Annotated in this window: 30 protein-coding genes, 1 pseudogene and 1 riboswitch; of the genes and pseudogenes, 19 read left to right on the top strand and 12 right to left on the bottom strand. The window is 42.8% G+C overall.

Annotated features, from left to right (window positions below; translation table 11 throughout):
* The first annotated feature begins 117 nt into the window (after nt 1–117).
* The 11 genes and pseudogenes from NYE37_RS10400 (at nt 118) to NYE37_RS10355 (ending at nt 6,939) form a co-directional block, all read left to right on the top strand.
* The gene (locus NYE37_RS10400) at nt 118–636 is read left to right on the top strand and encodes an Imm6 family immunity protein (RefSeq protein WP_340711974.1); all 519 of its coding nucleotides are present in this window, start codon (nt 118–120) and stop codon (nt 634–636) included.
* A 335-nt stretch (nt 637–971) separates the two neighbouring features.
* Nucleotides 972–1,382, top strand: coding sequence for a hypothetical protein (locus NYE37_RS10395; protein WP_049719827.1), 411 nt, complete (start codon nt 972–974; stop codon nt 1,380–1,382).
* Between the two features lie 269 nt (nt 1,383–1,651).
* Nucleotides 1,652–2,197: an Imm6 family immunity protein gene (locus NYE37_RS10390; RefSeq protein WP_340711973.1), complete on the top strand. Its 546-nt coding sequence runs from the start codon at nt 1,652–1,654 to the stop codon at nt 2,195–2,197.
* A gap of 248 nt (nt 2,198–2,445) precedes the next feature.
* A pseudogene (locus NYE37_RS14015) lies at nt 2,446–2,652 on the top strand (Imm6 family immunity protein); the annotation flags it as partial.
* A gap of 59 nt (nt 2,653–2,711) precedes the next feature.
* Nucleotides 2,712–2,882, top strand: coding sequence for an Ish1 domain-containing protein (locus tag NYE37_RS10385; RefSeq protein ID WP_240790230.1), 171 nt, complete (start codon nt 2,712–2,714; stop codon nt 2,880–2,882).
* Between the two features lie 702 nt (nt 2,883–3,584).
* Nucleotides 3,585–3,899, top strand: a complete 315-nt coding sequence (locus NYE37_RS10380; RefSeq protein ID WP_049719831.1) for a hypothetical protein — start codon at nt 3,585–3,587, stop codon at nt 3,897–3,899.
* A 40-nt stretch (nt 3,900–3,939) separates the two neighbouring features.
* Entirely contained in the window at nt 3,940–4,614 is a 675-nt protein-coding gene (locus NYE37_RS10375) for an Imm6 family immunity protein (protein WP_049719832.1), read from the top strand.
* 174 nt (nt 4,615–4,788) lie between these two features.
* Entirely contained in the window at nt 4,789–5,313 is a 525-nt protein-coding gene (locus tag NYE37_RS10370; protein ID WP_037993721.1) for an Imm6 family immunity protein, read from the top strand.
* A gap of 107 nt (nt 5,314–5,420) precedes the next feature.
* On the top strand, nt 5,421–5,825 hold the full coding sequence (locus tag NYE37_RS10365) for a hypothetical protein (protein ID WP_049719833.1): 405 nt from the start codon (nt 5,421–5,423) through the stop codon (nt 5,823–5,825).
* 12 nt (nt 5,826–5,837) lie between these two features.
* Nucleotides 5,838–6,293, top strand: coding sequence for a hypothetical protein (locus NYE37_RS10360; protein WP_037993717.1), 456 nt, complete (start codon nt 5,838–5,840; stop codon nt 6,291–6,293).
* Nucleotides 6,294–6,426: 133 nt separating this feature from the next.
* On the top strand, nt 6,427–6,939 hold the full coding sequence (locus NYE37_RS10355; protein ID WP_049719834.1) for an Imm6 family immunity protein: 513 nt from the start codon (nt 6,427–6,429) through the stop codon (nt 6,937–6,939).
* A gap of 64 nt (nt 6,940–7,003) precedes the next feature.
* On the opposite strand, the gene NYE37_RS10350 is transcribed toward NYE37_RS10355, so the two are convergent.
* The 7 genes from NYE37_RS10350 to NYE37_RS10320 form a co-directional block, all read right to left on the bottom strand.
* Nucleotides 7,004–9,664 (bottom strand): phosphoenolpyruvate synthase, encoded by a 2,661-nt coding sequence (locus NYE37_RS10350; protein ID WP_445330302.1) that lies wholly within the window; start codon nt 9,662–9,664, stop codon nt 7,004–7,006.
* A 155-nt stretch (nt 9,665–9,819) separates the two neighbouring features.
* Nucleotides 9,820–9,962: riboswitch (cyclic di-AMP (ydaO/yuaA leader) on the bottom strand.
* Between the two features lie 213 nt (nt 9,963–10,175).
* The gene (locus NYE37_RS10345; RefSeq protein ID WP_049719836.1) at nt 10,176–11,513 is read right to left on the bottom strand and encodes an MFS transporter; all 1,338 of its coding nucleotides are present in this window, start codon (nt 11,511–11,513) and stop codon (nt 10,176–10,178) included.
* Nucleotides 11,514–11,542: 29 nt separating this feature from the next.
* Nucleotides 11,543–12,691: a galactonate dehydratase gene (gene dgoD / locus NYE37_RS10340; protein WP_198248732.1), complete on the bottom strand. Its 1,149-nt coding sequence runs from the start codon at nt 12,689–12,691 to the stop codon at nt 11,543–11,545.
* Between the two features lie 14 nt (nt 12,692–12,705).
* Nucleotides 12,706–13,341, bottom strand: coding sequence for a bifunctional 4-hydroxy-2-oxoglutarate aldolase/2-dehydro-3-deoxy-phosphogluconate aldolase (locus NYE37_RS10335; RefSeq protein ID WP_049719838.1), 636 nt, complete (start codon nt 13,339–13,341; stop codon nt 12,706–12,708).
* 21 nt (nt 13,342–13,362) lie between these two features.
* On the bottom strand, nt 13,363–14,316 hold the full coding sequence (locus tag NYE37_RS10330; protein ID WP_049719839.1) for a sugar kinase: 954 nt from the start codon (nt 14,314–14,316) through the stop codon (nt 13,363–13,365).
* 14 nt (nt 14,317–14,330) lie between these two features.
* On the bottom strand, nt 14,331–15,092 hold the full coding sequence (locus tag NYE37_RS10325) for an IclR family transcriptional regulator (RefSeq protein WP_049719840.1): 762 nt from the start codon (nt 15,090–15,092) through the stop codon (nt 14,331–14,333).
* 208 nt (nt 15,093–15,300) lie between these two features.
* Nucleotides 15,301–16,107 carry an HNH endonuclease gene (locus tag NYE37_RS10320; RefSeq protein WP_062842915.1) on the bottom strand — a complete coding sequence of 269 codons (807 nt, stop codon included), beginning with the start codon at nt 16,105–16,107 and terminating at the stop codon, nt 15,301–15,303.
* A 246-nt stretch (nt 16,108–16,353) separates the two neighbouring features.
* On the opposite strand from NYE37_RS10320, the gene NYE37_RS10315 reads away from it, so the two are divergent.
* Nucleotides 16,354–16,899, top strand: a complete 546-nt coding sequence (locus NYE37_RS10315) for an RNA 2'-phosphotransferase (protein WP_445330301.1) — start codon at nt 16,354–16,356, stop codon at nt 16,897–16,899.
* Between the two features lie 27 nt (nt 16,900–16,926).
* Here the strand turns inward: NYE37_RS10315 and NYE37_RS10310 are convergent, their stop codons facing one another.
* From NYE37_RS10310 to NYE37_RS10300, 3 genes are all read right to left on the bottom strand, one after another.
* A complete protein-coding gene (locus tag NYE37_RS10310; RefSeq protein ID WP_170151211.1) occupies nt 16,927–17,487 on the bottom strand; it encodes a GNAT family N-acetyltransferase in 561 nt (186 codons plus the stop codon).
* A 94-nt stretch (nt 17,488–17,581) separates the two neighbouring features.
* On the bottom strand, nt 17,582–19,102 hold the full coding sequence (locus NYE37_RS10305) for a hypothetical protein (RefSeq protein ID WP_340711970.1): 1,521 nt from the start codon (nt 19,100–19,102) through the stop codon (nt 17,582–17,584).
* A 14-nt stretch (nt 19,103–19,116) separates the two neighbouring features.
* Nucleotides 19,117–19,488 carry a hypothetical protein gene (locus NYE37_RS10300; RefSeq protein WP_037993692.1) on the bottom strand — a complete coding sequence of 124 codons (372 nt, stop codon included), beginning with the start codon at nt 19,486–19,488 and terminating at the stop codon, nt 19,117–19,119.
* A gap of 454 nt (nt 19,489–19,942) precedes the next feature.
* On the opposite strand from NYE37_RS10300, the gene NYE37_RS10295 reads away from it, so the two are divergent.
* The 3 genes from NYE37_RS10295 to cmr6 all read left to right on the top strand — a co-directional run bounded on the left by NYE37_RS10295 (nt 19,943) and on the right by cmr6 (nt 21,987).
* The gene (locus NYE37_RS10295; protein ID WP_156097706.1) at nt 19,943–20,089 is read left to right on the top strand and encodes a hypothetical protein; all 147 of its coding nucleotides are present in this window, start codon (nt 19,943–19,945) and stop codon (nt 20,087–20,089) included.
* Between the two features lie 71 nt (nt 20,090–20,160).
* Complete coding sequence (locus NYE37_RS10290; protein WP_049719844.1) at nt 20,161–20,892, top strand: hypothetical protein; 732 nt, start codon at nt 20,161–20,163, stop codon at nt 20,890–20,892.
* A 48-nt stretch (nt 20,893–20,940) separates the two neighbouring features.
* Complete coding sequence (gene cmr6 / locus NYE37_RS10285) at nt 20,941–21,987, top strand: type III-B CRISPR module RAMP protein Cmr6 (protein ID WP_340712057.1); 1,047 nt, start codon at nt 20,941–20,943, stop codon at nt 21,985–21,987.
* 50 nt (nt 21,988–22,037) lie between these two features.
* Here cmr6 and def read toward each other — a convergent pair whose 3' ends face one another.
* Nucleotides 22,038–22,613: a peptide deformylase gene (def, locus tag NYE37_RS10280; protein ID WP_037993687.1), complete on the bottom strand. Its 576-nt coding sequence runs from the start codon at nt 22,611–22,613 to the stop codon at nt 22,038–22,040.
* The gene (locus NYE37_RS10275) at nt 22,606–22,797 is read right to left on the bottom strand and encodes a helix-turn-helix transcriptional regulator (RefSeq protein ID WP_037993685.1); all 192 of its coding nucleotides are present in this window, start codon (nt 22,795–22,797) and stop codon (nt 22,606–22,608) included. The genes def and NYE37_RS10275 overlap by 8 nt, the downstream gene beginning before the upstream one ends.
* Before the next feature lie 189 nt (nt 22,798–22,986).
* Here NYE37_RS10275 and NYE37_RS10270 point away from each other — a divergent pair, with 189 nt between their 5' ends.
* The 4 genes from NYE37_RS10270 (at nt 22,987) to NYE37_RS10255 (ending at nt 25,956) form a co-directional block, all read left to right on the top strand.
* Complete coding sequence (locus NYE37_RS10270) at nt 22,987–23,448, top strand: NADAR family protein (protein ID WP_340712056.1); 462 nt, start codon at nt 22,987–22,989, stop codon at nt 23,446–23,448.
* 65 nt (nt 23,449–23,513) lie between these two features.
* Entirely contained in the window at nt 23,514–23,948 is a 435-nt protein-coding gene (locus NYE37_RS10265; protein ID WP_049719848.1) for a DUF350 domain-containing protein, read from the top strand.
* Nucleotides 23,949–24,171: 223 nt separating this feature from the next.
* On the top strand, nt 24,172–24,825 hold the full coding sequence (locus tag NYE37_RS10260) for a class I SAM-dependent methyltransferase (protein ID WP_049719849.1): 654 nt from the start codon (nt 24,172–24,174) through the stop codon (nt 24,823–24,825).
* 210 nt (nt 24,826–25,035) lie between these two features.
* Nucleotides 25,036–25,956: a CoA transferase subunit A gene (locus NYE37_RS10255; protein ID WP_340711969.1), complete on the top strand. Its 921-nt coding sequence runs from the start codon at nt 25,036–25,038 to the stop codon at nt 25,954–25,956.
* The last annotated feature ends 18 nt before the right edge of the window (nt 25,957–25,974 follow it).

Genomic DNA, 25,974 nt, shown 5'->3' with positions numbered 1-25,974 from the left:
TGTTTGACTATGCTTGGATAATTATTGAGGATTCCACTAAAGATTTTGTGCGTAAGAAGTTGAGGAAATTATAAATTATCTATCAAGACATAAAATCACAAAAGGAGTTTTTTCAGGATGGAATGGCTTGAAAATGTCAGTTCAGACGCAAAAGTGGCTTATCTCTTGACCTTGACAGAGAAAATGATGCATCAAACCGAAAAATACCATTGGTATGGTTTGGCAAGAAGAGCCATGGATATGTGTTGGGAATGGCTGGAAGAGAAAAAGCATCATGCAGATGAGCTTTATTTGAGATTGGATAATGAAGATGGTGATGGGTTAATTCATATCGAAGGGGTAGATTTTGTAGATGATCAACCTGATCCTCAAGAAGAAGCAATGTGGTTTTGTGTAACGACGGCTTTGGCTTATGTTACATCTCAGGCTTATGAATACGAAGGGGAAGAATATGTTCCACAGACTGTAGAATTGGTTGATGAGGAAGGGATAGATTGGTTCATGGAAAAAATAGTGAAAGTAGACGGCTATCAGGAAGAATGGGCGGAACGCTTAAGAGAGTACCTGCTTAAAAACCACCCGGCAGGCAGTGGAAAGAAGATCAAGAAAGAAGAATTGTTGAAATTGATTTCATAATTCTGTTTTGGTGATCATAAAAAGACCCGCACCGTTAAAATGGAGCGGGTTTTCGTTTTTGAATTGATCAGCGGTATTGGAAGTGGATGGGAAACGAATTTGGCGGCGAAATGGTTGGGGAGATGATAATCCAAAAAAATATCAAGAAAGGGATTAGGAATGAATGGATTCAAGGCTGCCTAAACAAAAAGGAACCAACTGGGCTGCTAAATATCATGCAAAAGAAATGTACGTCAAATGATGGTCGAAGTTGGTTTGGAAGAACTGGAAGTTATCATCCCGAGCGGGTCTGAAATCTTAAAAGTAGATAAAGAAAAATTAAGAAAGTCTTGGTGATGAAAATGAACAATATTCAACTCCATATTTATAACGAAACAGGCTCAACATTAATGGAAAATCCATCTTGGGATCAAGTAAAAAAAGTGATGAAACAAGTTGATGGAATAAACATTGATTTAATTGGATTAAAGGTGGTTGGCAAAGGGGAGTTAACTTTAATGGGAGGAAATGAGATAAAAGGCCGACGCCTTTATGCTGTTCAATACAGTCCGGAGAACAATTCCATTCATTTGGTAGTGGAAAATATGAGGGTGAAAAATATAGATGAGTATGAATATATTAGCTGCCAACAAACAGGCATTGATTTTCCACAGCGTTTGCTTGTTCCTTTAAACACGGCTATTATTGCATTTGAAGAATTTTATAATTCCGGAAATCTAACGGATAAATTGAAGTGGGTTGACTAGTAAATATTGCGACGAAATAAAGAACTTTATATTTTGAAAGAATTTAAAAACTTATTCCGTTGCAGATTTTATCTTGGGAGAAGATATCTGGGAAGAATGATCAACCGGAATTTTTATAAGCAGAGTTTGGCACATTCCCCGAAAGAGAATCACAAGGAAGTTCATCGAGAAAGCATGATATCTGCCATGAATCAACGGTTTGAGGAATGATACTCCATATCACCTTTTAAATAGCTTGAATGACATACTCTGTTTATAATGCAAATGCAATGGAGGGATATTTAATGAAATGGATAGAATGGGTGAATAATGTCAGGTCAGATGCAAAGGCAGCTTATGCTTTGGCTTTGGTGGAAAAACATATGAGTGAGATTGAAAACTATGATTGGTTTAAGATGGTCAGAGAGGCGGTTGATAAGTGTTGGAAGTGGGTGGAAGAAAAACAGTACAGTGGCGATGATCTTTATGAAACAGCAGATAATGAGGAGGAAGATGGATTGATTTATATTGAAGGAATGTCTTTTGCAGCTGATAATGCATACGGTCCTCAAGCAGAACTGATTTGGTCGTGTGCGGTTGATGCTGTGTTATATACTGCCCGCCAGGCGTATGAAATGAAAGGGGAAGCATTTCCACAACCCGTTGGAATTAATGATGATGAATTTATGGATGAAGAGTTTAACCAGAAAATAAAAAAGGTAAATGGGTATAAAGAAGAATGGTCCGAACGCTTAAAAGAGTACCTGTTGGAAAATCACCCGACCGGAAGTGACAAGAAGATCAAAAGAGATGAATTGTTGAAGTTGATTTCATAAATCCATGGACGTTGTTTCGATGATAAAACGGCCCGCACCGGTAAAAAAGAGCGGGTTTTCGTTTTGGCTTGATCACCTTGAAGGGGAATCCTGTCATAAGTTATATATCCAATAAGGAAATAATCAGAGTGATGTGAGACTTTTCTTCGAGAATTTAAAAAGTTGGAAAGGCGGGATTTGCCATCGCATGGTAAAAACATCTCAGTGAGGATGCAAAAGCGGCTTATGTATTGTGCTTATCAGAAAAGATGTTGGTTTTGACAAGAAATTACTCATGGCATCGCCTGATTCGGAACGTGATGGATATGTGCTGGGAATGGGTTGAACATCGTAAATACAGTGCGGTGGAGATTTATGACGTGTTTGCTGATGAAGATGATGCACTGGTTTTCATTGAGCACTATCCGGGAGTGGTTGATAATCCTGCACTAAAATCTCTGTTTTTCTGCATATTTGACGGCATTTGTTATGTGATATGGAAAGCTTATCAAACAGAGCAAGATTATTTTCCCCCATGCTGGAAAGCGAAAGTGATCAATCCATCGAGCTCTTTATGGAAAAAATCAGAGAAGTGGATGGCTGCCAGGAAGAATGGTCCGAACGTTTAAAGGAATATTTGCTTAAAAACCACCCAGTCGGAAGCGGCAAGAAGATTAAAAGAGAAGAGTTGTTGAAACTGATCTGAAAAAAATTTGATATTTCTAATTTGGAAGAATCTGTATCGATTGTGCTGCCTGGGTTGTTCCACCTTGCTCTTAAATTCCTTCTTTGGGCAAACACAATGTTCATCATGAGGTCCGGTTGATTTTCCAAATCCTTCTGCTCCTACTTATCTCGATTTGATTAGCACTTGTCGAAGACCAGAAAGTCTTTCATAAACATCCCTATTTACTTCCGCTTTTCCGCCTCTTCTTTTAATTGAATAGTCGCAGGCGGATTTCTTTTTGGCGTTGAGTTTACTCAATCTTCAGTTCAATCATGAAACCAATTCTTTGTTCGCTTTATTCATTTATCTCCACGCTTTGAAAAAGGTTTTTATATTGCTTTGCCAAGGGGATCGTCAAAGTATTCAAAAAATGGCACTTCCGCAACTTCATGATGGTTCGTATACTCAACCCTTCAACCAGTGGTTCATCAGAGACGGCTTGATGATCCAGCCATTCATTAAAAGGCTTTTGAAGCCGATCCGTCACCTTGTCTAAAAGAGATATCATCGCTTTAATTTCATGATTATGCCATCCTTCTCTTTAAAACTCTGATTAATTTTCTCTCATTGAATTCAAGCATTTGTTTACCTCCTGATTTTTTAAACTATAATTAATTATACTTATATTTTGGATGATTTTTTATTTTATTATCTTGAAAGTTAGCTTAGGAGGGAGAACTTTTGCTGAGTTTTGATGAAAATCAACTTAAATCTGTTTTGATTGAAGAAGAAGGAATTGAGGAATCGAAAACATCCTTTATCATAGAAAACCTGAAAAAATTGGACGATCTGCTTCAGGAAACGATGGATCAGTGGATGAAGGATCGGAGCATATCTAATTTTAATGTTGAAGGTGTTGATTTAAAGTTCATCATGGAAAAAGGGAAAGTAAATTTTCATAACGCGTTGACCATCATGAACACTTTTTTGTATGATCCGAATTTGGCGGAAACTTATAGAAAAAATCCATACACTTTTTCAGGTCCTATGCGATGAAAAAAGGTTGGCTCATCTCTTTCTTTGATTTTCTTAGCGCATGCCCATCGGAAAATTTGGAAGGGAAGGGTGGTTATTCTTTTCGGATCACTCTCCGAACAACTTCTCTTCCCACGATTCCGCCAGCTTTCATCGTCCCTCCGATGATCGCTTGACCGGTATCATGTTTGGAATTCTAAAAGTTGGAAAGGCGGGACTTGCCATCGCTTGGTATGAACATCTCAGTGAGGATGCAAAAGCAGCTTATGTATTGTGCTTATCGGAAAAGATATTGGTTTTGACAAGAAGTTACCCGTGGCATCAATTGATTCGGAACATGATGGATATGTGTTGGGAATGGGTTGAAGGGAAAAAGTATGGTGCAGATGATCTGTATTATCAGTTTGATGACGAAGAAGACGGACTCATTTTTATTGAAGGAGAGAAGGAAGTGGCGGAAAGCCCGCAATTCATGCTCATTCTCCATACGATTCTGGAAGCAATTTGTTACATAATGTGGCAAGCTTATAAGTATGAAAAGAAAGATTATCTTCCGCAAATCCTTGACTTGGTGAGTGATGAATCGATTGAAATGGATTTTATGGCAAAAATAAAGCGAATTCATGGTTATCAAGAAGAATGGTCTGAACGCTTAAAAGAATACTTGCTAAAAAATTACCCTGCCAGAAGTGATAAGCAAATCAAAAGAGAAGAATTGTTGAAGTTAATTTCATAAAGACGATGGAGGATTAAGCATTCAAGATAAATTCAAAGTTTTTTCCAATCCAACTTGGGAAACCGTTTATGAATTTTTGGAAATCATGGATGGATTTGACCGAATCCTTTAAAATCAGATTGGCTTTCTGGAGAATGTGGATTTTGAAAATTATCAATGTGACGGGGGATCTTGATGGGGAAATGGTATCAGAAAGTAAACATGGATGCAAAAGCCGCTTATTATTTAACGTTGTCAGAAAAAATATCGGAACCATTGGATTTTGGTGATGATTGGGATGCGGTTATCAGAAAATCCATCAATCTTTGTTGGGAATGGGTTGAGGCGAAGATGCATGATTCTTATGCCATGTATGATGGACTGACGGATGAAGACGAGGGTTTTTATGTTCTTTCAACTTTGGACGGTGTCTTCCAAGATGATTTGCAAGCGGAATCGGCGTATTGGTGTTTGTTCTTTGCCGTATCTTATACCTTAAAGCAAGCATTAATATTTGAAAACAAGGAACATCATGGTCCGCAAGAACTCGAATCCGTCAATGACGATTCCACCTATATTCAGTTTATGGAAGAAATCAAAAAAACAGAAGGCTACCAAGAAGAGTGGTCCCGGCGTTTAAAAGAGCACTTGCTTAAAAATTACCCAGCCGGAAGTGACGAGCAAATCAAAAGAGAAGAATTGTTGGCTTTGATTGTATAAATGTATGATTGAATAGAAGTATAAGTGAGGCTTGTTCTTTTTCACCGAAGCAGGCCTTTGGCTTGGTTAAAAATGCAAGCGGATTTGTAAATGGGGGAAAATAATAGATGAACTGTCTGTACACCCGATTAAAAAGACTGCTGGAAATCACTGAATCTGAAGAATATGACATTGATTTGAGAAAATATCCACTGTTGGAGAAAAAATGTGAGGCATTGATTGGCGAAATCAGGGGGTATTTGGAAACATCGGCATCCAAGGATGAAATCGAAGACATTATTAAATCATATCCAGCAATTGTGTATTTATTGCGAGTTGATTTGGCATTTGACTTATTTCACCAAGCATTCATGCTAGGATCTCTGGACAAAGATGTAATCATCGCATTTGCCCGTTTCATTTATGCGTATGGCCCGGATTGGGATGAAGAATCGAAGCGAATTGAGGAATTTGTAGCTGAAAATAAACTTGAAGAGGCCGTAAAAATCGCCTTATCGGTAAAGTATGATTGAACAGGTGATCGAATGAGTAAATGGGAACTAACTATTTTCAAGCCAGGTGGCGGGAAAGAAAAGATTAAAAATCCGGATTGGAAACAAATCAAAAGTTACTTGGATCAAGTGGATGGGGACCAAGTGGGTTGTGATTACTTTGATACTTTATATTTAACCAACCCGGATTTTGGCGACATGACCGTCACCGGGGGAAATGAAATCGATGGTCGCCGACTGTACGCAGTATCATTTTTCCCGATAGAATTTGATTATCGCATACAATATTGTTTGGCAAATCCTGAGGTTCAAACACGAGATGAAGAATTTGAAATGATCACAACCCAAGGAGTGGGAGCGGATTATAACAAGGAATGGTTGGTGGAATATGATCCGATGATTCAAGCTTTTAAACATTTCTTTGAAACAGGAAAACTTGACGATGCACTAATTTGGGAAGATTTAGCACACAGAGTCCTTAAAAAATGAAAAAATCGTTCCGATGTGTTTAAAAGTCATGTCAACGATCCATCAAGGGTGAAGTGGCATGAAAAGGTAAATGAAGAGGCCGAAGCTGCATATTTGCAGATTCATACTCCCGGGAAAGGGTGAAAGAGGTGCCATGAGTTGGTACACCCAAATCAATGAAGAGGCTCGGGTGGCTTATTTATTGAGTTTAACAGAGAAAATCTTGGATCAAGTAACCAAAGGTCCCGCTGATGCCCGAAAAGCCGTTGATATGTGCTGGGCATGGGTCGAAGAGAAGAAATATGATGGCGGTGATCTTTACCTTGTATTTGACAATGAAGAAGATGGCGGAGTCTCCATGTTTTATGAAGATGCAGTGGATGAGGAAAATTCTCAGCAGGCAGGTATGTGGTTATGCATCAATTATGCATTGGAGTACACCATCTGGCAGGCGTATAAATTTGAGTATGGTGATGATTGTTTTGTCCCACAACCCATTGAAATCGTTGATGATGAAATAATTGATGAATTTACAAAAGAAATAGCAAAAACAGAAGGCTACCAAGAAGAGTGGGCCAAGTGTTTAAAGGAATACCTGCTGAAACATTATCCGGCAGGAAGTGAAAAGAAGATTAAAAGAGAACAATTGTTGGACTTGATTGCATAATTGTTGTAAAGAAGCCCGCACCGGTGAAGAAGGAGCGGGCTTTGGCTTGGTTGAAACCTTATTTTTATTCCTTTATATCCTCCAGAATTTCGACATAGCCGTTGGTTCCGTCAACACGGATGTATTGGCCATCTTTTAAGATATGGGTTGCGTTTTCCACGCTGACGACCGCGGGGATGCCGTATTCCCGGGCAACGACGGATCCGTGGGTCATTAATCCCCCGACTTCGGTGATGAGCGCTTTGGCGGAATGGAACAAGGGGGTCCAACCAGGATCGGTGTAGGGAGCGACCAGGATCTCTCCTTTGTTTAATGTTCCTTCTTCCAACCGGCGGATGACTTTGACATACCCTTCCACCACCCCGGCTGATGCCGGAATGCCCACCAGAGCGCCCGGCGGGGCATCTTTGTTTTCCATCCCTCCATGGAAGGTTTCCCCTTCGCTGGTGATGATCCGGGGAGGCGTGAAATTCCGGTATACTTTTTCCTCTTCTTTGCGCCTGTCGATACGTCTGATAGCTTCGTCCCCGGCCAACCGGTTTTCCAACAGTTGGATCAGTTCGTCAAGTGTGAGGTAAAAGACATCCTCTTTTTGTTTCAGGATACCTTTTTCACTCAGTTTTTGCGCTTCTTCCAAAATCGCTTCCCGGTACAGCTCAAAATAGCGGATCATAATATATTTGGGCAATTCACGGATGCCCACCGTGTTCCGGAAGATGGCGATCCACCGGGAAAGTTTCCTGGCTTTCCGGGCTCCGCCGCGTGTTGCTTTGATTTTTTCCAGCAAAGACCGGATGGCTTCCTGTGCTTCTTTTTCCCCTTGTTTAAATTTTTCGCGGTGCTCCCCGGGGGCATTGTTTTTCATATGGCTGAGAATGGATGGAATGAGCATGGCGGGCGCTTCTTTGTAGCGGACCCGGGTGATGTCGATCTCACCGGGTGCCCGCATCCCGAACTTTTTCATGAACCGGTCCAGTTCGGCTTGGAAAGCTTTACCGCCTTCCACTTGGTTTAGCCCTTCATAAAAGTTGTGGTCTTCTGCTTGCTCCAGATAGCGGACCACGTCGGGATAACGTCTGGCTGCATCCGCCAAATCCCCGATCATCAGCCCCATTTCGCTGGTGATATTGCCGGGGGGAGACTTTTCGATGGCGTGATCCCAAGCCTCTTCGCCCAGCCATTTTTTGATTTTGCTTTTGATTACCGCAAGAGCGATCATTCCGGTGTAGGTATAGGCCAACGGATCGGGAATGGTTTGGAACAAGGTATGATCCCGGATCAACCGGATGCGTACGGCCCCGGTGTATTTGGACAATTCTTTTTTGAAGCGGGCCAGATCTTGTTCAAAAGTGGAGTAGGCCCGCTTCACAATCCGGTTTGCATCTTCAAAATACCAGGTCCGGATGATTCTGGGGATGGCGTTTCTGTAGATCCCCATAATCGCTTTGGTCGGACGCAAAGCGTGCTTTAAGATTCCCCGTTTGGGCGCGAGCCGCTTGAAATCTTTGCTTTGGATCACTTTTTTCAGCACCAGGATGTTGTCATCGGCAAGGGTGCTTTGCAGAATCTTCCGCTGCACGGGCTTTAAGAACAGATAACCGGAACAATCCCAGAAAAGGCGCCCTCCGGCTTCCATAAGCGTCGTTTCGTTATCCAAGGGAATGAGTGACTGAAAAACCGAGATCCCGAGCGGTTTCATGTAATCGGTCATCATTTGCGAATGGCCGATGGACAGATAAACCCGGTAGTTTTCATTTTTTCCGGCGGCAGGGACGGGATAAAGGGAAGTGACCGGCCGGCTCTGAAGCAGGTAAAGGTTATCGCCTTCCAAACACCATTCTATATCTTGTTCCGAGCCGAAATGTTTTTCCACTTTTTTCCCCAACGCTGCCAAGGCAAGAATTTTTTCATCCGGGAGCACCTGTTTTTGGCGAAGTTCCGGAGAAAGTTCCCGGACTTCGGTACCGCCTTCCGGGAGAGGAAAAACCCCTTTTTCTTTCTTGGCAATTTGTTTTTGGATGATTTCATTGTCCCGCACTTTGTACAAATCGGCGGTTACAATCCCGGAAACCAGTGCTTCCCCCAACCCGAAACCGGCATCGATGGAGACCGTGCGCCGGTGTCCCGTGACCGGGTCAGCGGTGAACAGGATGCCTGAAACGTCCGGAAAGACCATCCGTTGGACGACAATGGCCAAGGAAACGGAGTGATGATCAAAACCGTTTTTGAGGCGGTAGACAATGGCCCGGTCGGTAAAAAGGGAGGCCCAGCATTTTTTGACGGCCTTTAAAAGCGGTTCTTCCCCCTTGATGTTTAAGTAGGATTCCTGCTGGCCGGCAAAAGAGGCATGGGGCAAGTCTTCCGCCGTTGCGCTGGAGCGGACGGCATAGGCATGCTCCGTTCCCGATTCCTCCCAAGCCTTGATAATTTCAGATTTTATCGCAGCGGGAAATTCCAGGGACTCAAAAAATTCCCGCACTTTTTGTCCGATTGAACGAATGGTGTCCAACTGATCGGGTTGCAGCTCATTCAAGTGATCCAACCAATCTTTGAGTTCATCCCGTTCGTCAATGATCCGGCGGTAAGCGCCGGTGGTGATGCAAAACCCGGGGGGTACCGGAAATCCGGCGTTGGCCAATTCTCCCAGATTGGCCCCTTTTCCCCCGGCCATCGGCAAGCTGTGGCGATCCATTTCCTCAAAACGCAAAACATAATTCAAAGCCATTCACTTCCTTTTATTAAGATGATTATGGGATCTTGGAATCACGTAAGGAAATATATTGATAACCACCTTGCCTTATACAATAAGCCGCAAGAAGGAAGACTTCCTGCGGCTTTTTTTGCACCACAAAAGAAACCGTGGCTTCAACACGATGTCACTCCTCCTCTCAGAACGCTTGCGAGGTTAGCTGACGGATTCGGGTGTTGAGAGTCACCCTACCCGGACAAAACAGCTTGCCCGGGATTCACCCCGGAATAGGTGGTTCCCCCGCTCCCATCATGGGATTCAGCGATTTTTATGAAGAGATTTATTGAAGATTGAGATCATCTTACTCCCCGGTATAAGGGTTGTAAAACAGAATCACAGGCGGTTGGTTTTCATTTCCGGCGGTTTGATCCTTCTCATGCTGTTTTTGTTTTGTTTTCTCATTATCGTGAAGGATTTCGGGAGAAAATGTGTGTACTAGAAAATGAAAGAAAAAGAGGCTGATTAGACAGCCTCTTTAAGAAAGAACTTATAAAGATGAAGCAGAAGAGCTTGCTGGATTCTCCTCATGGACAGCAATCCGTTCCACTTTTCCAACCAGAAAAATATAAGATAATGCACCGATTAAAGCCATGGTACCAATAAAGATCAGCGCTGGAGCGAAATTGCCATCTTTGATTAAGAATCCAATGACCAGAGGGACCACAATGGAAGAAAGGTTACCAATAAAGTTGAAAACACCACCGGTTAACCCAATCAGGTTTTTGGGGGCAAGGGAAGAGACGAGCACCCAGGTGATGGATGCGAGTCCATTTCCAAAGAAAGCGATGGTCATAAAGAAAATGATGAGAGCAGCACTGTTTACAAAGTTGGCTCCTATAATGGAAATGGAAAGGAACAGCCCGACAATGATTGGTGTCTTGCGAGCAACCCCCATGGAAATGCCTCGTTTCACCAAATAATCAGACAAGAATCCAGAAATCAATACACCTACAAAAGCTGCTAAAAAGGGAATAGAAGCTAAAAAACCAGATTGAATAAAGCCCAGTCCCCGATATTCGACGAGGTATGTGGGAAACCAAGTCAAGAAGAACCATAAGGTGGAAGTGACTGCAAATTGTCCAAGATAAATCCCCCAAAGCTTGCGATGGGTAAAGACTTCTTTTAAATCACTCCATTGAAATTTCTTTTTATCTTTGTTGGTTAGGTAATCTTTTGTATCGATTAATCCGCCTCCTTCTTTGATATAGTCCAGTTCGTCCTGGTTAACTTTTCGACTATCGGAAGGATTGCGGTAAATCAAATACCAAATGGCAGACCAAATGATCCCGATCAGACCGGTTACAATCAATAATCCTCGCCAACCTAAGAAGTGTTGGATCGTCACAAGCAATGGAGTTAAAAATGCCAAACCAACAAATTGACCCGAGGTGTACATTCCAATGGCCGAAGCTCTTTCACGATCCGGAAACCAACTGGTCACAATTTTGTTATTGGTCGGAAAGGATGGGGCTTCAAATGCCCCAATTGCAAAACGAAGCCCAAATAAAGAAGCAAACCCTCTGGTAAAGCCTTGAAAAAGGGTCGCTAACGACCAAGTAAACAAAGAAAGACTATAGATGATTCGGGGACCAAGTCGGTCTACCAACCATCCACCTGGAATTTGGAGAGCGGCATACGCCCAACCAAAGGCAGAAAAGATGAGTCCCAATTGGACCGAATTCAATTGCAAATCTTGACTGATCGCCGTGGCGGCCACGGAGATATTGCTTCGATCCATATAGTTGATGACAACGTTTACAAAAATGAGTGCCAAAATGGCGTAACGTACCCGTGTCGGTTTGTTTCGATTTTTCCGTTGATTCATGTCTGGTCTTGCTCCTTTCTCCTTTCGTTTTACCATTCGGCAATGCTACCATCTCGATGTCGCCAGACGGGATTGCGCCAGTTGTGTTCGATCTTTGCCATTTTTCTGACGTGTTCTTCATCAATCTCGATACCAAGTCCGGGATCGTTTGGAATCTGAACATATCCGTCTTTATATGCAAAAACCTGTTTGTCAACAAGGTAATCAAGCAAATCACTACCTTGGTTATAATGAATGCCTAAGCTTTGTTCTTGGATAAAGGCGTTATAGCAGGTCGCATCTACATGCAAGCAAGCTGCCAAAGCAATGGGGCCCAATGGACAGTGGGGGGCAGCGGCTACATCAAATGCTTCAGCCATGGAAATAATTTTTTTGCATTCGGTGATTCCCCCGGCATGAGAAAGGTCTGGTTGGATAATGTCTACATAACCATCAATTAAAAGATTTTTAAAATGCCAGCGCGAGAACATTCGCTCACCCGTAGCAATCGGGATATGGGTAGACTGTGCAATTTCTTTTAATGCTTCATTATTTTCTGGCAATACGGGTTCTTCGATAAACATGGGACGATACGGTTCGAGCTCTTTGGCTAAAATTTTGGCCATCGGCTTATGGACGCGACCATGAAAATCAATGCCAATACCGACGGATGGGCCAACAGCTTCTCGAACTGCAGCGATCCTTTCGACGGCTTGGTCAATCTTTTCATAAGAATCAATGATTTGCAGTTCCTCAGTACCATTCATTTTGACAGCGGTAAAACCGGATTCGACCGCTTTTTTGGCTGCATCTGCTACATTGGATGGACGATCGCCACCAATCCAAGAATAAATACGGATAGAATCCCGGCAAGCGCCACCTAGCAATTGATAAACGGGAATGCCAAAATATTTCCCTTTCAGATCCCACAGGGCTTGATCAATGCCAGCAATGGCACTCATTAATATTGGTCCCCCTCGGTAAAAACTAGAGCGGTACATAAGGTTCCAATGGTCTTCAATCCGAAGAGGGTCTTGTCCAATTAAATACTCCATTAGTTCTTTAACGGCAGTTTTGACGGTTTCTGCCCGGCCTTCAATCACTGGTTCTCCCCAACCGATGAGTCCCTCATCGGTTTCTACTTTTAAAAACAGCCAGCGGGGTGGAACTTGAAACAATTTATAACCTGTTATTTTCATTAAACTTCGCTCCTTTATCTATGAATATGGTTTACAGCTGAGACAAATTGTTTTGCCTTGGACGTGATCGCTTTTAGTGATTCCTCATTAATTTCCTGTCTGGGATTGACGAGCGAACTCCCGATGCCACAACCGACGGCGCCTGCTTCGATAAATTGAGCGATGTTATCTAGATCAATTCCGCCTGTAGGAAGGAGAGGAATCTGAGGAAGGGGACCACGCAGGTCCTTGATATATCGAGGTCCCAACGTAGCTGGGAAAACCTTGATAATATCTCCACCATATTCATAAGCCCGAAGGATTTCCGTTGGTGTCAAAGCACCAGGAATGCTAATTATCCCATATCGTTTGGTCATTTTAATGGTTTCCTCATCAGTTGTGGGAGATAAAATGAATTTGGCACCAGCCAGGATCGCAGCACGAGCGGTTTCTGCATCCAAGACCGTACCCGCTCCAATCACAACTTGGTCACCAAAGGTGTCTGTAGCCGCTTCCAAAACAGATAACACTTTGGGGGAGTTCATCGTGATTTCGACGACATGAATCCCGCCATCCCTTAGCGCATGGATGATTTGAATGACATCGGAGGGATGAGCCCCGCGGATGATCGCGACAATTTTGTTCTCAACAATGCGAGCGTAAGTGTTCACTCCATCAGCTCCTTCCTTTATTTAGCGTTCAATATCTTCTTGGTCCACGGATTTTAAAAACGCTTCCAATGTTTCGCGATCTGGAAGCCCTTCGATATCTCCAGGAACAGTAGTCACCATGGCTCCAATGGCGCAACCTCTTTCAACCGACTGGGAAATAGAGAGTCCATCCAACAAGCCTGAGAGCACACCCGCTGCGAAACCATCTCCGGCCCCAACGGGATCGATCACTTTTTTCACTGGAAAACTGTGAATAAATCCCGATTGATTGTGAAGGGAATAGTAGGCGCCTTTTTCTCCACATTTTATGATCACGATTTCATTTCCGAGTTGATGGAAAACATCGGCCATTTCTTTGATATCTGTGGTTTCCGTTAGAAATATTCCTTCCTGATAACCGGGGAGGACCAGATCTGCCATTTCTGCCATCGATAAAAGCGTTTTTCTTGCTTCCTTCTTACTCCAAAGCTTAAGACGCAAATTAGGATCAAAAACAATTTTCACGCCATGTTTTTTTGCCACGTCCATGCTATAGAATATCGCTTTCCGACAGGATTCACTTAATGCAGGGGTGATCCCGGTAAGATAGAGGAAACGTGCGCTGGCGATGTAGTCTTCGTCAATTTGCTCATGATGGATGCGGCTAGCTGCTGAATGCTTCCGGTAATAGGTGATACGAACATCTTTTTCATTTCGAATTTCTTTAAAAAAGATGCCCGTCAAAGCTTGATCATCCACAGTGACACGACTTGTATCGACACCTTCTCCGCGAATTGAATGGAGTAGAAAGGCGCCAAATTCATCTTTTCCAACCCGACTGATCCAACCCGTCTTGTGCCCTAGCTTGGCTAACCCGATCAATGTATTGGTTTCAGCTCCAGCCATTTTTAATGAAAAATTTCGGGCGTATCTCATAGGCCCTCGTTGATCGGGAGTAAACAGTGCCATTGTTTCTCCAATACTGACAACATCCATTCAAAAGCCTCCAATTATTTGTGAAGTGCATGGGAATATCCAATGTTTTTTGAAATGATCAATGCAGTTTGTGAAAGTTTCTCTATGATTTGTTCTTTACGGTGAAGCATTCGCTCTCTCGGCCCTGCAACACTGATAGCTGCTTGTATCTTGTGGTCAACGCCAAAGATAGGAGCAGCCAGGCAGAACAAGCCTTCTTCATTCTCCTCATCATCCACGGCGTATCCTTGTTCTGCAAAGGTTTCGAGTTGTGTTTCCAATGTTTCCCTGTCTGTGATCGTCTTGGGTGTGATCGGAGTCAGTTTGATTTCGTCCAACAATGCTTTTCGATCTGGTTCTGGCAAAAATGCTAAGAAAGTTTTGCCTAAACCCGTGCAATATAAAGGTTTCCGATAACCTGGTTGCGCGGTGGTACGAATCGAACGATCACTGTCAATTTTGGCAACATAGACCAGTTCTTTCCCAGAGAGGACGGCCATAAAAACCGTTTCTTCCACTTCTTCCATCAATTTTTTAAGATACGGCCTTCCCTGTGATGAGATATCCAACGAATCCATAGCAACGGTTCCAATTTGGATCAGCTTGGGGCCTAATTGATAACGTTTGAGCGAATCTTGAGTGAGGTACCCTGCCTGAAGAAGAGTACGAACCAAATTGGAAGTGCTACTTTGTGGGATGGTGAGTTTCTCACTAATCTCTTTAATGGTCAGGCCTTCAGTGTTATTTGCCAGTAGCTCAAAAATGAGTAACACTCGTTCTGCAGATTTAACAGACATTTTCCACCTCGCTAAATCACATATGTGATTTAATATTCCATATATGATATTTATAATCTGATCTTATCATAAGGCATCAAAATAAAAAACCCTGTTTATTCAAAAAACAGGGTGTGACAAGATCAAGGTTGTTTATATGGTTGTTCTTTGGAATATTTTTTCTTTGTGGCCTTAGATCAAGAGGGATATTTGCTGTTTTTTCTTATAACTAACAGTTGATGTTTAACCTTTTTTCTTTTTGATGGATCTTTTGGATTAACTTCTCGTTATAATCTTTGCCATCGATCCCATTATGTACGCGTCGATGGCAGTTTGGACAAATGGCTGCGACATGTTCGGGATGGTCATATCCACCATCGGATAAGCGTCTTAAATGATGAACCTCAAGAAAGGGCTCATTCTTTTTATTGATAAAAGGAGCCGGTTGGCCGCATGCTTCGCATTTCCCTTTCGATCTGGCGAGTGCGTATTTTTTGACCGCGAGTGTTCTTTTTCGGTAAATCACTTTCCCCTCAGAGATGGTGCTACTTTGTGTTTTTATTTGCTGATCAAGTGCTATCTTTTTTAAGGTATGAAGGTCGTTGGTTTTGAAATCTTCGGATTCTATCGGGGTTTCATCCCATTGATTGACGAGATCCGAAATTGCGAGGTGAAAAACAATAATCTCACGTTGGCCATCGTTTTCAAAATGATGTCCGATGTAAGTTAACTGATTGACAAACGCGACGACTCCTTTTCGAACATACTGGAATAAATAAAGGTCTTTGCCGTTTTCATTATGTTCTCGAATGGCTTTATTACCTTTCGTAAATTGCATCGGACCTTTTTGTCCTTCGCCTGTATAATAAAAAACACCGTCTTCCCAATAATCTTTATAGCCGTAGTTTTGTCCAGACTCTCCTGTGAAAAGCATGATAAATGGGTAATTTTTTGGAGTAGAAATGCCTCCATAACGTTGTCCACCATAGAGTTCGTGAAGTTTTCTGCGCTGGTATTCTTTTCCGATGATAAACATAGATGAGGAAACCTCCTAATATTATCTAAAAATATATATTCGGACGAATAAATATTTTTTATTAATTATAAATTAAATTATACAATTCGATTTATTAGAACGAATGATTGCCCAAAAATAAAACCCCCGTCTGTACAAGACGGAGGCTTTCCAATATATCTGTCGGGTTCTTTTTTAGGATTGTCCCAGCTCGTAAAATTGTTTATATTCAACTTGTCATTTTTCGTTCAAAGGAGCTTGATGGTTTTGTTAAAATCAGATGTCCGTCTGAGTAAGTTTCTGAGCAAAGTTTTACGTCATAAGCCGGAGATGATCGGTCTTGAGTTGGATCAAAATGGATGGGTGGATGTGGAGCAGCTTTTGACGGCATGCCGCAACCATGGGGTTCCGATGGATCGGACGGTGTTGGAGCGGATTGTGGCGACGAATGAGAAGCAGCGTTTTGCTTTGAGTGAAGATGGACAAAAGATCCGCGCGAATCAAGGGCATTCCATCGCGGTCAATTTAAATCTCAAGCCGGTGCAACCGCCGGATCGGTTGTATCATGGAACGGCGGAACGTTTTCTTCATTCCATCCGTCAAAAGGGACTGGTGAAAGGAAAACGGCATCATGTGCATTTATCCGGGGATCCGGATGTGGCCCGTAAGGTGGGAAGCAGACACGGAAAACCTGTCATTTTGGTTGTTCTGGCAAAGGAGATGCATAAGGAAGGATATGTCTTTTTTCGTTCTGCCAATGGGGTTTGGTTGACAGATCATGTTCCGGTCCGCTATTTAAAGGAAAGGAAATAAACGATTTGCGGTCATTGTTTTCAGCATTTAGTTATTCAATGATTTCTCCTGCCACGTTTCCTGCGTGATGGCATAGATGTGATGGTCTTCCCAGACACCGTTGATTTGTAAATAGTATTTGGAGAGACCGACATAAAGAAAGCCCACTTTTTCGACCACCCGGATGGAAGCGGTGTTTCGAGGCATGATCGCGGCTTCAACGCGATGTAAACCGGCTTGGTTGAAAGCGAAGTCCAAAGCCAAAGTGACGGCTTCTGTTGTATATCCTTTTCTTTGCATCGAATGATCCATCAAATAACCGATGGTGGCATTTTGAAAAGCTGCGCGAACAATATGGCTCAGATTGACTTGGCCGATCAATTGATCCGTGGAGGCCAGGAAAATACCGAAACTGTATCCCGAGTCGTTTTCCCACTTCCGAAGGTTTTTTTCGATTTTTTCTTTTTGCCCTTCCAACGTGTAATAAGCGTCGGGCCGGATGGGTTCAAACGGCTGGAAATATTTCAGATTGCGGGTTCTCAATTCATACAACGCTTCGGCATCGGAAAGTTCTAACTTTCTGATATAAATTCGATTGGTTGAAAGCATAATTTTTGCTCCTTTATGAAAAAATAATGAATTGACAAATTGTTTCTTTATTTTAGTGCAAAACCTCCGTCTGAACAAGACGGAGGTCTGTTATTTAACGCAGATGGTTTGCAAACTGCTTTTTCGTCGAGATTTCCATTTCTCCATCCTTTTTATCTGCATCTTCTTCCTCTTCATCTCTAAAGTCATCATCCACACGCATTTTTGCACGAATGGTTGCAAGATCCGAGGCAATATTCAGGTGGCTTCGGTTCAGGTTGAAAATGACTTGTTCCATTTTTTCTTTGGGAATTTGCTTTTGCAATTCAGATTCAATGGTTTGGATCAACCGGTTCATGACGGTGTTGAAAAAGGAGCGGATGGTTTGATCACTGTGGGTTCGGTGATCGTACCATTTGGTGAAACCATAAGCCCCCGCCAAATCTTCCATGGTTTTTTGCTTGAAGCTGCGCCCTTTATAAGCAATATATTGGAGCAGTTGGTAAGCTAAGGACAATTCGTCTTTTTTGCTTAATGTGGTGTTAAATAATCGGGTTTTGTGGAACGCGGCTGTTTCAATTAACTCTTCGATGTCAAAGGAACGACTGGAAGTGCAGTGCTTTTGGATGATTTTTTGAATGGACGCAGAGGATTGGATGACGTTGAACAGTTCTTTTGCATCGTTTTGCCAGTGTTTTTTGGAGGTGGAAAGCAATTTGGAGGCAGTTTCGACGAATTGTTCATAAGTTTTTTCCACTGCTTCATTCGGAGAGGTTCTGGCTTTTGGATAGATAGTGCAGGATTGACATTCGGACTGAATGGGGCATTGCGCACAGCGAAAGGGCAAAGGTTTTGAGTTTTTGTGCAGGCCGCCTTCCACTTGATGAACAATCTCATTGACTCCACTTAATAAAGTGTTCATTTTTTTCGTCAGCTTTTTTTCTTTTTTCCAAAGAATTGTTTTGGTTTCGTTTTGATATTTAATTTGGCCGATGATGTGATCTGTGAAAAAATGTGAATGGAAGATTTTCATTTGGGCGGCCAATTCAATGAGATCACTTTTTTTGCTGTACCGGAGATAGCCGGGGATTTTATCATTGGAACGATCCAAGTGGATATAAAATTTGTTTCCTTCATAAGTCACCTCCAGTTTGGTACCAAGGGGAGGTTTTGATGAAAAATCATAGAGAACCAATGAAGGGTTGATTTTTAATTCTTTCAAAAGCAGCCGGTATGGATCCAATTGTTTCTCCAGGATGCGGACCGTCCACTGTTTCCAGTTCTTATGGAGCCACCAGAGCACCCCGATTACTAATCCGGTCAGAAAGATATATAACACATACGATTTGAGGACCAACATAGCCAGGAGTAAGGAACCTAGGAAAATGATTGGCTCATTTGGTCTTTTCTTTTTGGTGTGACGTTTACGCTTTTTCGTCTTTGCTCTTTTCTTGGCGTAAAAGAGGTCCTTTTTTAGCTTTTGATAATGCTCATAACGCTTTTTTCGTTTTTCATATCGCCTTCGTTGAGCAGATATATCAATATTCCATTGATATTCATTATCCGTCTTTCGTTTGAACCAGTATTCCGGACAATACAAATAATCCTTTAATTCTTTGGTATTGATTTTCCCCATGTTCATCACTCTTTCTATGTATTTGTGATCGTTTGAATTACATCACTGGCGGTGCTGATGGCTGCAAGCAAAGTGGAACCCAATTGAAGCTCTGGATGGATGTTTTCAATTTTTTCCCGGAAGCGTGTCAGTTTGCTCTTGGAGACTTCATCGTTTTTCATTTCTTCCAAGAGGTCCTCCGTCGTGGCACTCAGTTTTACCAATTCTTTGTCAGGGTTGGGCACGTTTACCAATGCTTCGTGCAACTTTTGAAGAGCGATCCATAATTTTTCCATGAGGTCTTCTTGGGATGATTGGGAATAAGAGGCGTGAATGGTTGCCTGATCACTGGCAATATTGACTTGGCTTTTGGAGCTGTTAAAAGTGGCGTTGCCTTGGATTTTCATTGGACTTCCCCCTTCTTTTTGATTCCCGTAAGCCATAAAACGATTATATTATGAAAATATAATATATACAAAAATTTTCATCAAAATTCGATTGCTATGATTCTTGATCCAAAAGGATTTAACCATTTTTTCTCCGTATTCTTCAAATTCTTGCGGGGAATGACATCGATCCGGTATCTTTTTGGTTTATTAATTTTTATGTGAGGATTTGAAACAGTGACAAATCGGATGTTGTGAAATATTTATGTGGTTGCAAAGTGGCAACAAGCTTATAAACGATGAAATCCGGCTTTTTTCGCTAAAGAGAAGGAATTTAATTTTATCAAATTCATTTTGATTTTGACTGATTTGTAAAGAAAAGAGGGTTTTTTACAAAAAGCGTTGGATAATTTTTAAATGTTTATGTTTTATTATATTAAAACAAAATTTTTGTCGATGTGAGAGGAGGAGAAAGATGCGAAAACACTTTCTGCTTTTACTGACAGTCCTGATGCTTTCCGGAGTTTTCCTGATTCCGGCAGAAGGACAAGCTCAAGAATCTCAGGATGTGGAAGCGTTAAGAAAAGAAGTGGAAAGCCTTCGCTCTAAGTCGAAAAGCTGAAAACCAAAAATGATGAGTACAACTTTTTAAAAGAGCAGATCAAGGAATTTAAAAAATCAGCAGATAAGGACATGGACGATTACCGTGCGTTTGTAGAAAGAGAATGGGATAAGGTTTTTATGTTTTTATCTCTTATGGGAGGAGTTTTAAGCTTTGCTATTGGTACTGAAATTTATACATTTCCCAAAAATTTACGTCAGAAAATGGAACAAGCTTTTGCAGAATTAAAGGAAACTGCTATTAAAAAATTTGAGAAGCAACGATTAGAAATAGAAACAGAACTCAATAAGAAATGGAATCAATTTGTGCAAGAAAATAAATTAAACCAAAGAGTGGATGATTTAGAGCGGTTAATACAAAACGAACGGCGATATAAAGAAGTGAAGGTGATGGTGCTCGGCTCAGAGGAAGACTTGAAAAATATGAAAAAATATCTGGATCCTGCGATGACTAAACGTGGGGTAAGGAAACCTGAATATATTTCATTAGGGGAAAATCCAGAACAAATTCCTAAAGGGGAAATTAAAAATAGATTGAGAGATATTGATATACTTGTTTTCTATTACAACAATGAAAATCAAAGTGATGATTTAAGAATCAGAGAAGTAACTCAATTACTTACTAAAGAGAAATCGGATATTCCGATTATTGTTTATACTGATGATCCGAAAAAAAAGATTTCAAATGATGATATAAAATCACTTAACAAATATGGATGGTTTACCCCTTCCAACTCCTCAGTGACCTTATTAGGCCATATCTTTACATATATCCATGCACTCCCTGAAAAAAAGGAGGGCTGAGCACATGAAGCATCCCAGGATTACAGCCAGGTTTCGTGTGATGACTCCATTAAAGGAGAGCTTCGGTATTGGTACCGGGCTGCCAATCCGCATTATAAGAAAAAGGTGAAACCACTCGGGATCACTCAAGAAGAGTATCTGTTTGGCGGTGCCAATGGAAAAGCCGGACAATCGGCTTTTTTGATGCGGTTTATAGAAAAAACCAAGGGAAAAGGAAACTCAGATTTTTATAAGGATAAAAGTTTTGAAATCGAATTTCTTTTACGACCTCATTTAAAACAAGGTAAAAAACCGGATCCAGATTGGCGGGGACTTCTGGCCAGCATTTGGCTGCTCGGCCATTTTGGAGGTGTGGGAGCAAAAGTCCGTCGCGGATACGGGACGATTGCTTTGGAAAAATGTGAAGCGAAAAATTGTGAAAAGCTTCAATCCATGATCGATAATGATTTCCCGATTTTACATAACGCCAAATCACTTGAAGATTGGGAAGAGAATTTAACAAGATGCTGGAATAATTTCGTGGTGAACCATGATCCGAACGATGAACAAAGCCATACCATCCTGGATCATCATTCTTCACTATTTGTATCAGTTGTCAATGACAAATGTGCCGATAAAGTATGGGAGACCGCACTGGGGGTTCCCTATTTTCCGGGTTCTTCGGTCAAAGGTGTTGTCCGGACTTGGGCGGAGTTTTATGAGGAGAATGATCCAAAAGATATTCAACAGATCTTTGGGAGTGACCGGACTGGTTCGGAACAAAACGAAAATAACCGCCAAGCAGGAAGTGTCATCTTTTTTGATGCCATTCCGGCAACTCCAATCCAGTTGGTGGAAGATGTGATGACCCCACACTTTTCAAAATACTACACGGATCCGGGAAATATTTCTCCGAGAGAATGGGAGAACCCCATTCCCATTCCTTTTTTGGCCGTGGACGAAAATCAGCCATTTCTCTTTGCGGTTGCTCCCCGTGAGGAAAAAAACATAAAAGACGTGGACAAAGTGGTTCATTGGTTGAAAGAAGCGATGAGTTGGACCGGGGCCGGGGCCAAGACGGCTGTGGGTTACGGTCGTTTTGAAGAAATCCGATAAAAAATTGCCGGTTGAAGTGTTTCAACCGGCAATTTCTTTTTGAACAGATGTTAAAAAAGGCTCCGGCAGTCGTCCGGCACTTGAAAAGGGTTTTCTTTATTGATTCGATCATAAAACATGATTCCGTTCAGGTGATCGATCTCATGTTGAATGACAATGGAAGCATAACCTTTCAATTTCAAGGTGACTTCTTTGCCTTCTAAATTAAATGCTTTGACCTTGACCCATTCGTAACGGGGGACAAAGCCCTTTACATCCCGGTCGACGGAGAGGCAGCCTTCCCCTTGCGGCAAATACACCATCATAATGGAATGGCTGATGATCTTTGGATTGACGAGGGCATATTCGTGTTCCGTCCCTTCCTCATCCGCGAAGTAAGCCGTAAACATGCGTTTGTTCAAGCCGATTTGATTGGCGGACAAGCCGACACCTGCCCGCAGTTGATACTTTTTGGACAACACGGGGTCTTGGCTGTTTTTCAAGAAGTTCATCATACAGATCAATGTTTCTTGATCCTCTTTGGACAAAGGCACGTTCACTTCCCGCGTGCGTTTGCGAAGGATCGGATGGCCTTCTCTTACAATGTCTTTCATGGTAATGGTATAACCTGCGTGAAATTTACTCATAGATAAATAACTCATCCACCTTTACCTTTAAAACTTTGGATAATTTGAATGCCAATTCCAGCGTGGGGTCGTATTTATCATTTTCGATGCAATTGATTGTTTGTCTCGCCACTCCGCAAGCCTTGGCAAGTTGCTCTTGAGTGAGCCCCAGCTTTTTGCGGATTTCTTTGATTTTGTTTTTCAACCGTATCACCCGTGTCAAAAGAATTGGACATTTACAGTTTAACAATTCATCACAGGATGTCAATTACTTTGGACATTTTCGGTTTTATATTTCTGGCAAATCATATGATCAGAGATCATAAAGCTAATCCTTATTCGTATCTGCATGATATAATTTGAGTGGTCTATTTTTTGCTCAAGGGCAGGTGGCATCATGACGATTTATTTTTACCGGGTAAATGAACCATATGGCTGTTTTTCCAATTTTTCTCCGCACGGCTTCAGGTTGGATGGGAAATGGTGGCCGACAAGTGAGCATTATTTTCAGGCGCAAAAATTTGCCGGGACGCCATATGAAGAAAAAGTCCGGTTGGCCAAAAGTCCGATGGAAGCGGCCAATACCGGACGGGATCGAAGGTTGCCTTTGCGGGATGATTGGGAAGAAGTAAAAGATGACATCATGCGGAAAGCCGTTCTCAAAAAGTTTCAAACCCACAAGAAGATCCGGGAAATCTTGTTGTCCACCGGAGATGAACGGATTGTTGAAAAGACACCGGTGGATCGTTATTGGGGATGTGGCCCCGACGGAAAAGGAAAAAACCGGTTGGGGGAAATTTTGATGGAAGTCCGGGGAATCCTGCGCGGGGAAAAGGAAAGCGGAAACGAATCTTAAACAGGCAGGCCCGGGAACGAAAAATTTGTATAATGGAAAGAAGCCTGAAGAGAGGAGGAACAACAGTGGCTCAATGGGGATATTTTTTGAATTTTATTTATTATCTCGGCGTTTCCATTCCGCTTGTGCTTTTGGGTTATTTGTTGTTTTTGTGGTCAACGCCTTATCGTGAAATCGGGTTGATCCGCGCCGGAGCGGATACGGAGGATGACACCAAAGTGCGGGCGGCTAAAGCGGCGGCCCATGATTTGGGCGGAAAAGTGTTGGGGTTGGTCATTGTGGTGGCTTCTGCCATTTTTAATTCCGTGAACTTGGTGGATCTGATCATCTGGGGAGTCGTGGGGATTTTGTTTCATTTGGCGATCTTTTTCCTGTTCCACTGGTTTGCGCCGTTTAGTGTGTTGAAGGAAATCCCCAAAGGCAATGTGGCCGTGGCGATTTTCTCATCCAGACTCCATATTGCAGCCGGAATTTTGATGGCCGCACTGATCAGTTATTAAACCGGAGGATCTCCTGATACATAGCAGAGCCGTTTTGTCGCAAAGATGAAATGGCTCTTTTTTTGGGCAGATAGCGGGAGTCCGGAAAGACACGGGGACCGGCAAATATGCATAGGAATATCATCAAAGAAAGGGATTGTATCCAAAGGTATATTCTGTTAATATCAAATAAAAACACACTATTTTGATGAGATTTATTGGCGTTTGCCCGGGAGGCATGGATATGACAGAAGCATTATTTAATGATTTGTTTGATGAATGGGCCGACCATTATGATGAAACCGTTTTCGGCGGCCATGAGGAATATAAAGAGGTGTTTGAAGGATATTCCGACATTTTGAAAGCGGTAGTGGATGCTCTTCAACTTCCGGAACAAAGTCTGGTGTTGGAGTTTGGTGTCGGCACCGGAAATTTGTCCCGTTTGCTCTTAAATTCCGGTTACCGGGTGATCGGTATCGAGCCATCGGAAGCGATGCGGAAAAAGGCAAAAGAAAAAGTGCCGGATTTAAAGCTGTATGAAGGACACTTTTTGGATGTCCCGGAGGAAATCCCCTCGGTTGACGCGATTGTGAGCACTTATGCCTTTCATCATCTGCCGGATGAAATGAAAGACCGGGCACTCCGCGAGTTGGCCGGCCGGTTGAATCCGGGAGGCAAAATCGTGTTTGCCGATACTGTTTTCCGGGATGAAGAAGCGAAGCGAAACATGCAACAAGAAGCGGAAGAACGCGGTTTCCACGAGCTGGCATCGGATTTGAAACGGGAGTTTTATCCGGTGGTGAGCCGTTTGGAAAACGCTTTCCAACAGGCTGGGTTGACCGTGGCCTTCAAACAGCTGAACCGTTTTGTATGGCTGATGACGGCGCAAAAAGCCTGAAGAGAAAACCGGTTTTTCAGACGGTTGCAAGCGATCGGGAGAGAAATCCTGATCGCTTTTTTGTGTTCTGGTCTTACGGACAATCTGATGATATGCTTAAAGTTGGGCGGGATCCGTTGGATGCGCGGATTCAGCCGTTGATGTGGTGAAGCAAACGGCAAGAGTTTACGTTTGAAACGGATGACTCAGGTGACGGGTGGTGAAAGATGAATGCGTCAGACCAAACGCATGAGTTTGGAACAAGCCATGGCAGACTTGGTGAAAGATGGCGAATCGGTTATGATGGGCGCCTGTCTGGAGGCGATGATTCCGTTTGCGGCCGCTTATGAGTTGATTCGTCAGAAAAAAGAAAATTTAACGTTAATTGCGCCCATCTCCGATATTTTGTTTGATGTGATGATTGGCGCCGGTGTGGTGGACCGCCTGATTGCCGCGTGGTCCGGCAATGTGAGTGCGGGCCTTGGTTACAATTACCGCCGGGCGATGGAAAAAGGGATTCCCCGCCCCCTCAAAGTGGAGGATCACAGCAATTTTACCATCGGTTTGGCCCTGTTGGCCGGAGCAATGGGAGTTCCGTTTTTGCCGACCCGGTCGTTGCTGGGATCGGATCTTCTCAAAACCAATCCGAAGCTTCAGGTCGGCACTTCTCCGCTCGGGGAGGAAAAACTGGTGTATGTACCCGCCCTGACGCCGGATGTCGCCATTTTGGGCGTACAGCGCGCGGATGAATTTGGGAATGCGCACCTCTGGGGAAATCTCGGCGTGGCGCAAGAAGCCGCCCTGGCGAGCAAAAAAGTGATTTTGCTGGCGGAAGAAATCGTGCCGGGCGACGTGATTACCAGCGACCCCAACCGATTGCTGGTTCCCGGCTTCAAAGTGTCGGCCGTGGTGCATTGTCCGGGATTTTGCCATCCCTCCCCCATGCCGGGATATTATCAACGGGATCATTCCTTCTTTCACGATTACCATCAAGAGAGCAGGGATGAAGAAGGTTTTCGGAAGTGGCTGAACCAATGGGTCTTGTCGGTTTCTTCCCATGAGGAATACCTCCGGTTGCTCGGAAGCCGTTGGGAGAGGCTGAAGATAACGAAAAAAGCGTTGGCGGCAGAAGTGAACTATGCTTACGAATAATGCCGGAGAGGGAGTGGG

Origin of the sequence: Thermoactinomyces sp. FSL K6-2592 (genome assembly GCF_038006465.1) — a bacterium.
Taxonomy (GTDB): Bacteria; Bacillota; Bacilli; order Thermoactinomycetales; family Thermoactinomycetaceae; genus Thermoactinomyces; species Thermoactinomyces vulgaris.
Note: the sequence above shows the minus strand (reverse complement) of the source record. Positions and strands in the feature narration are given on the sequence as shown.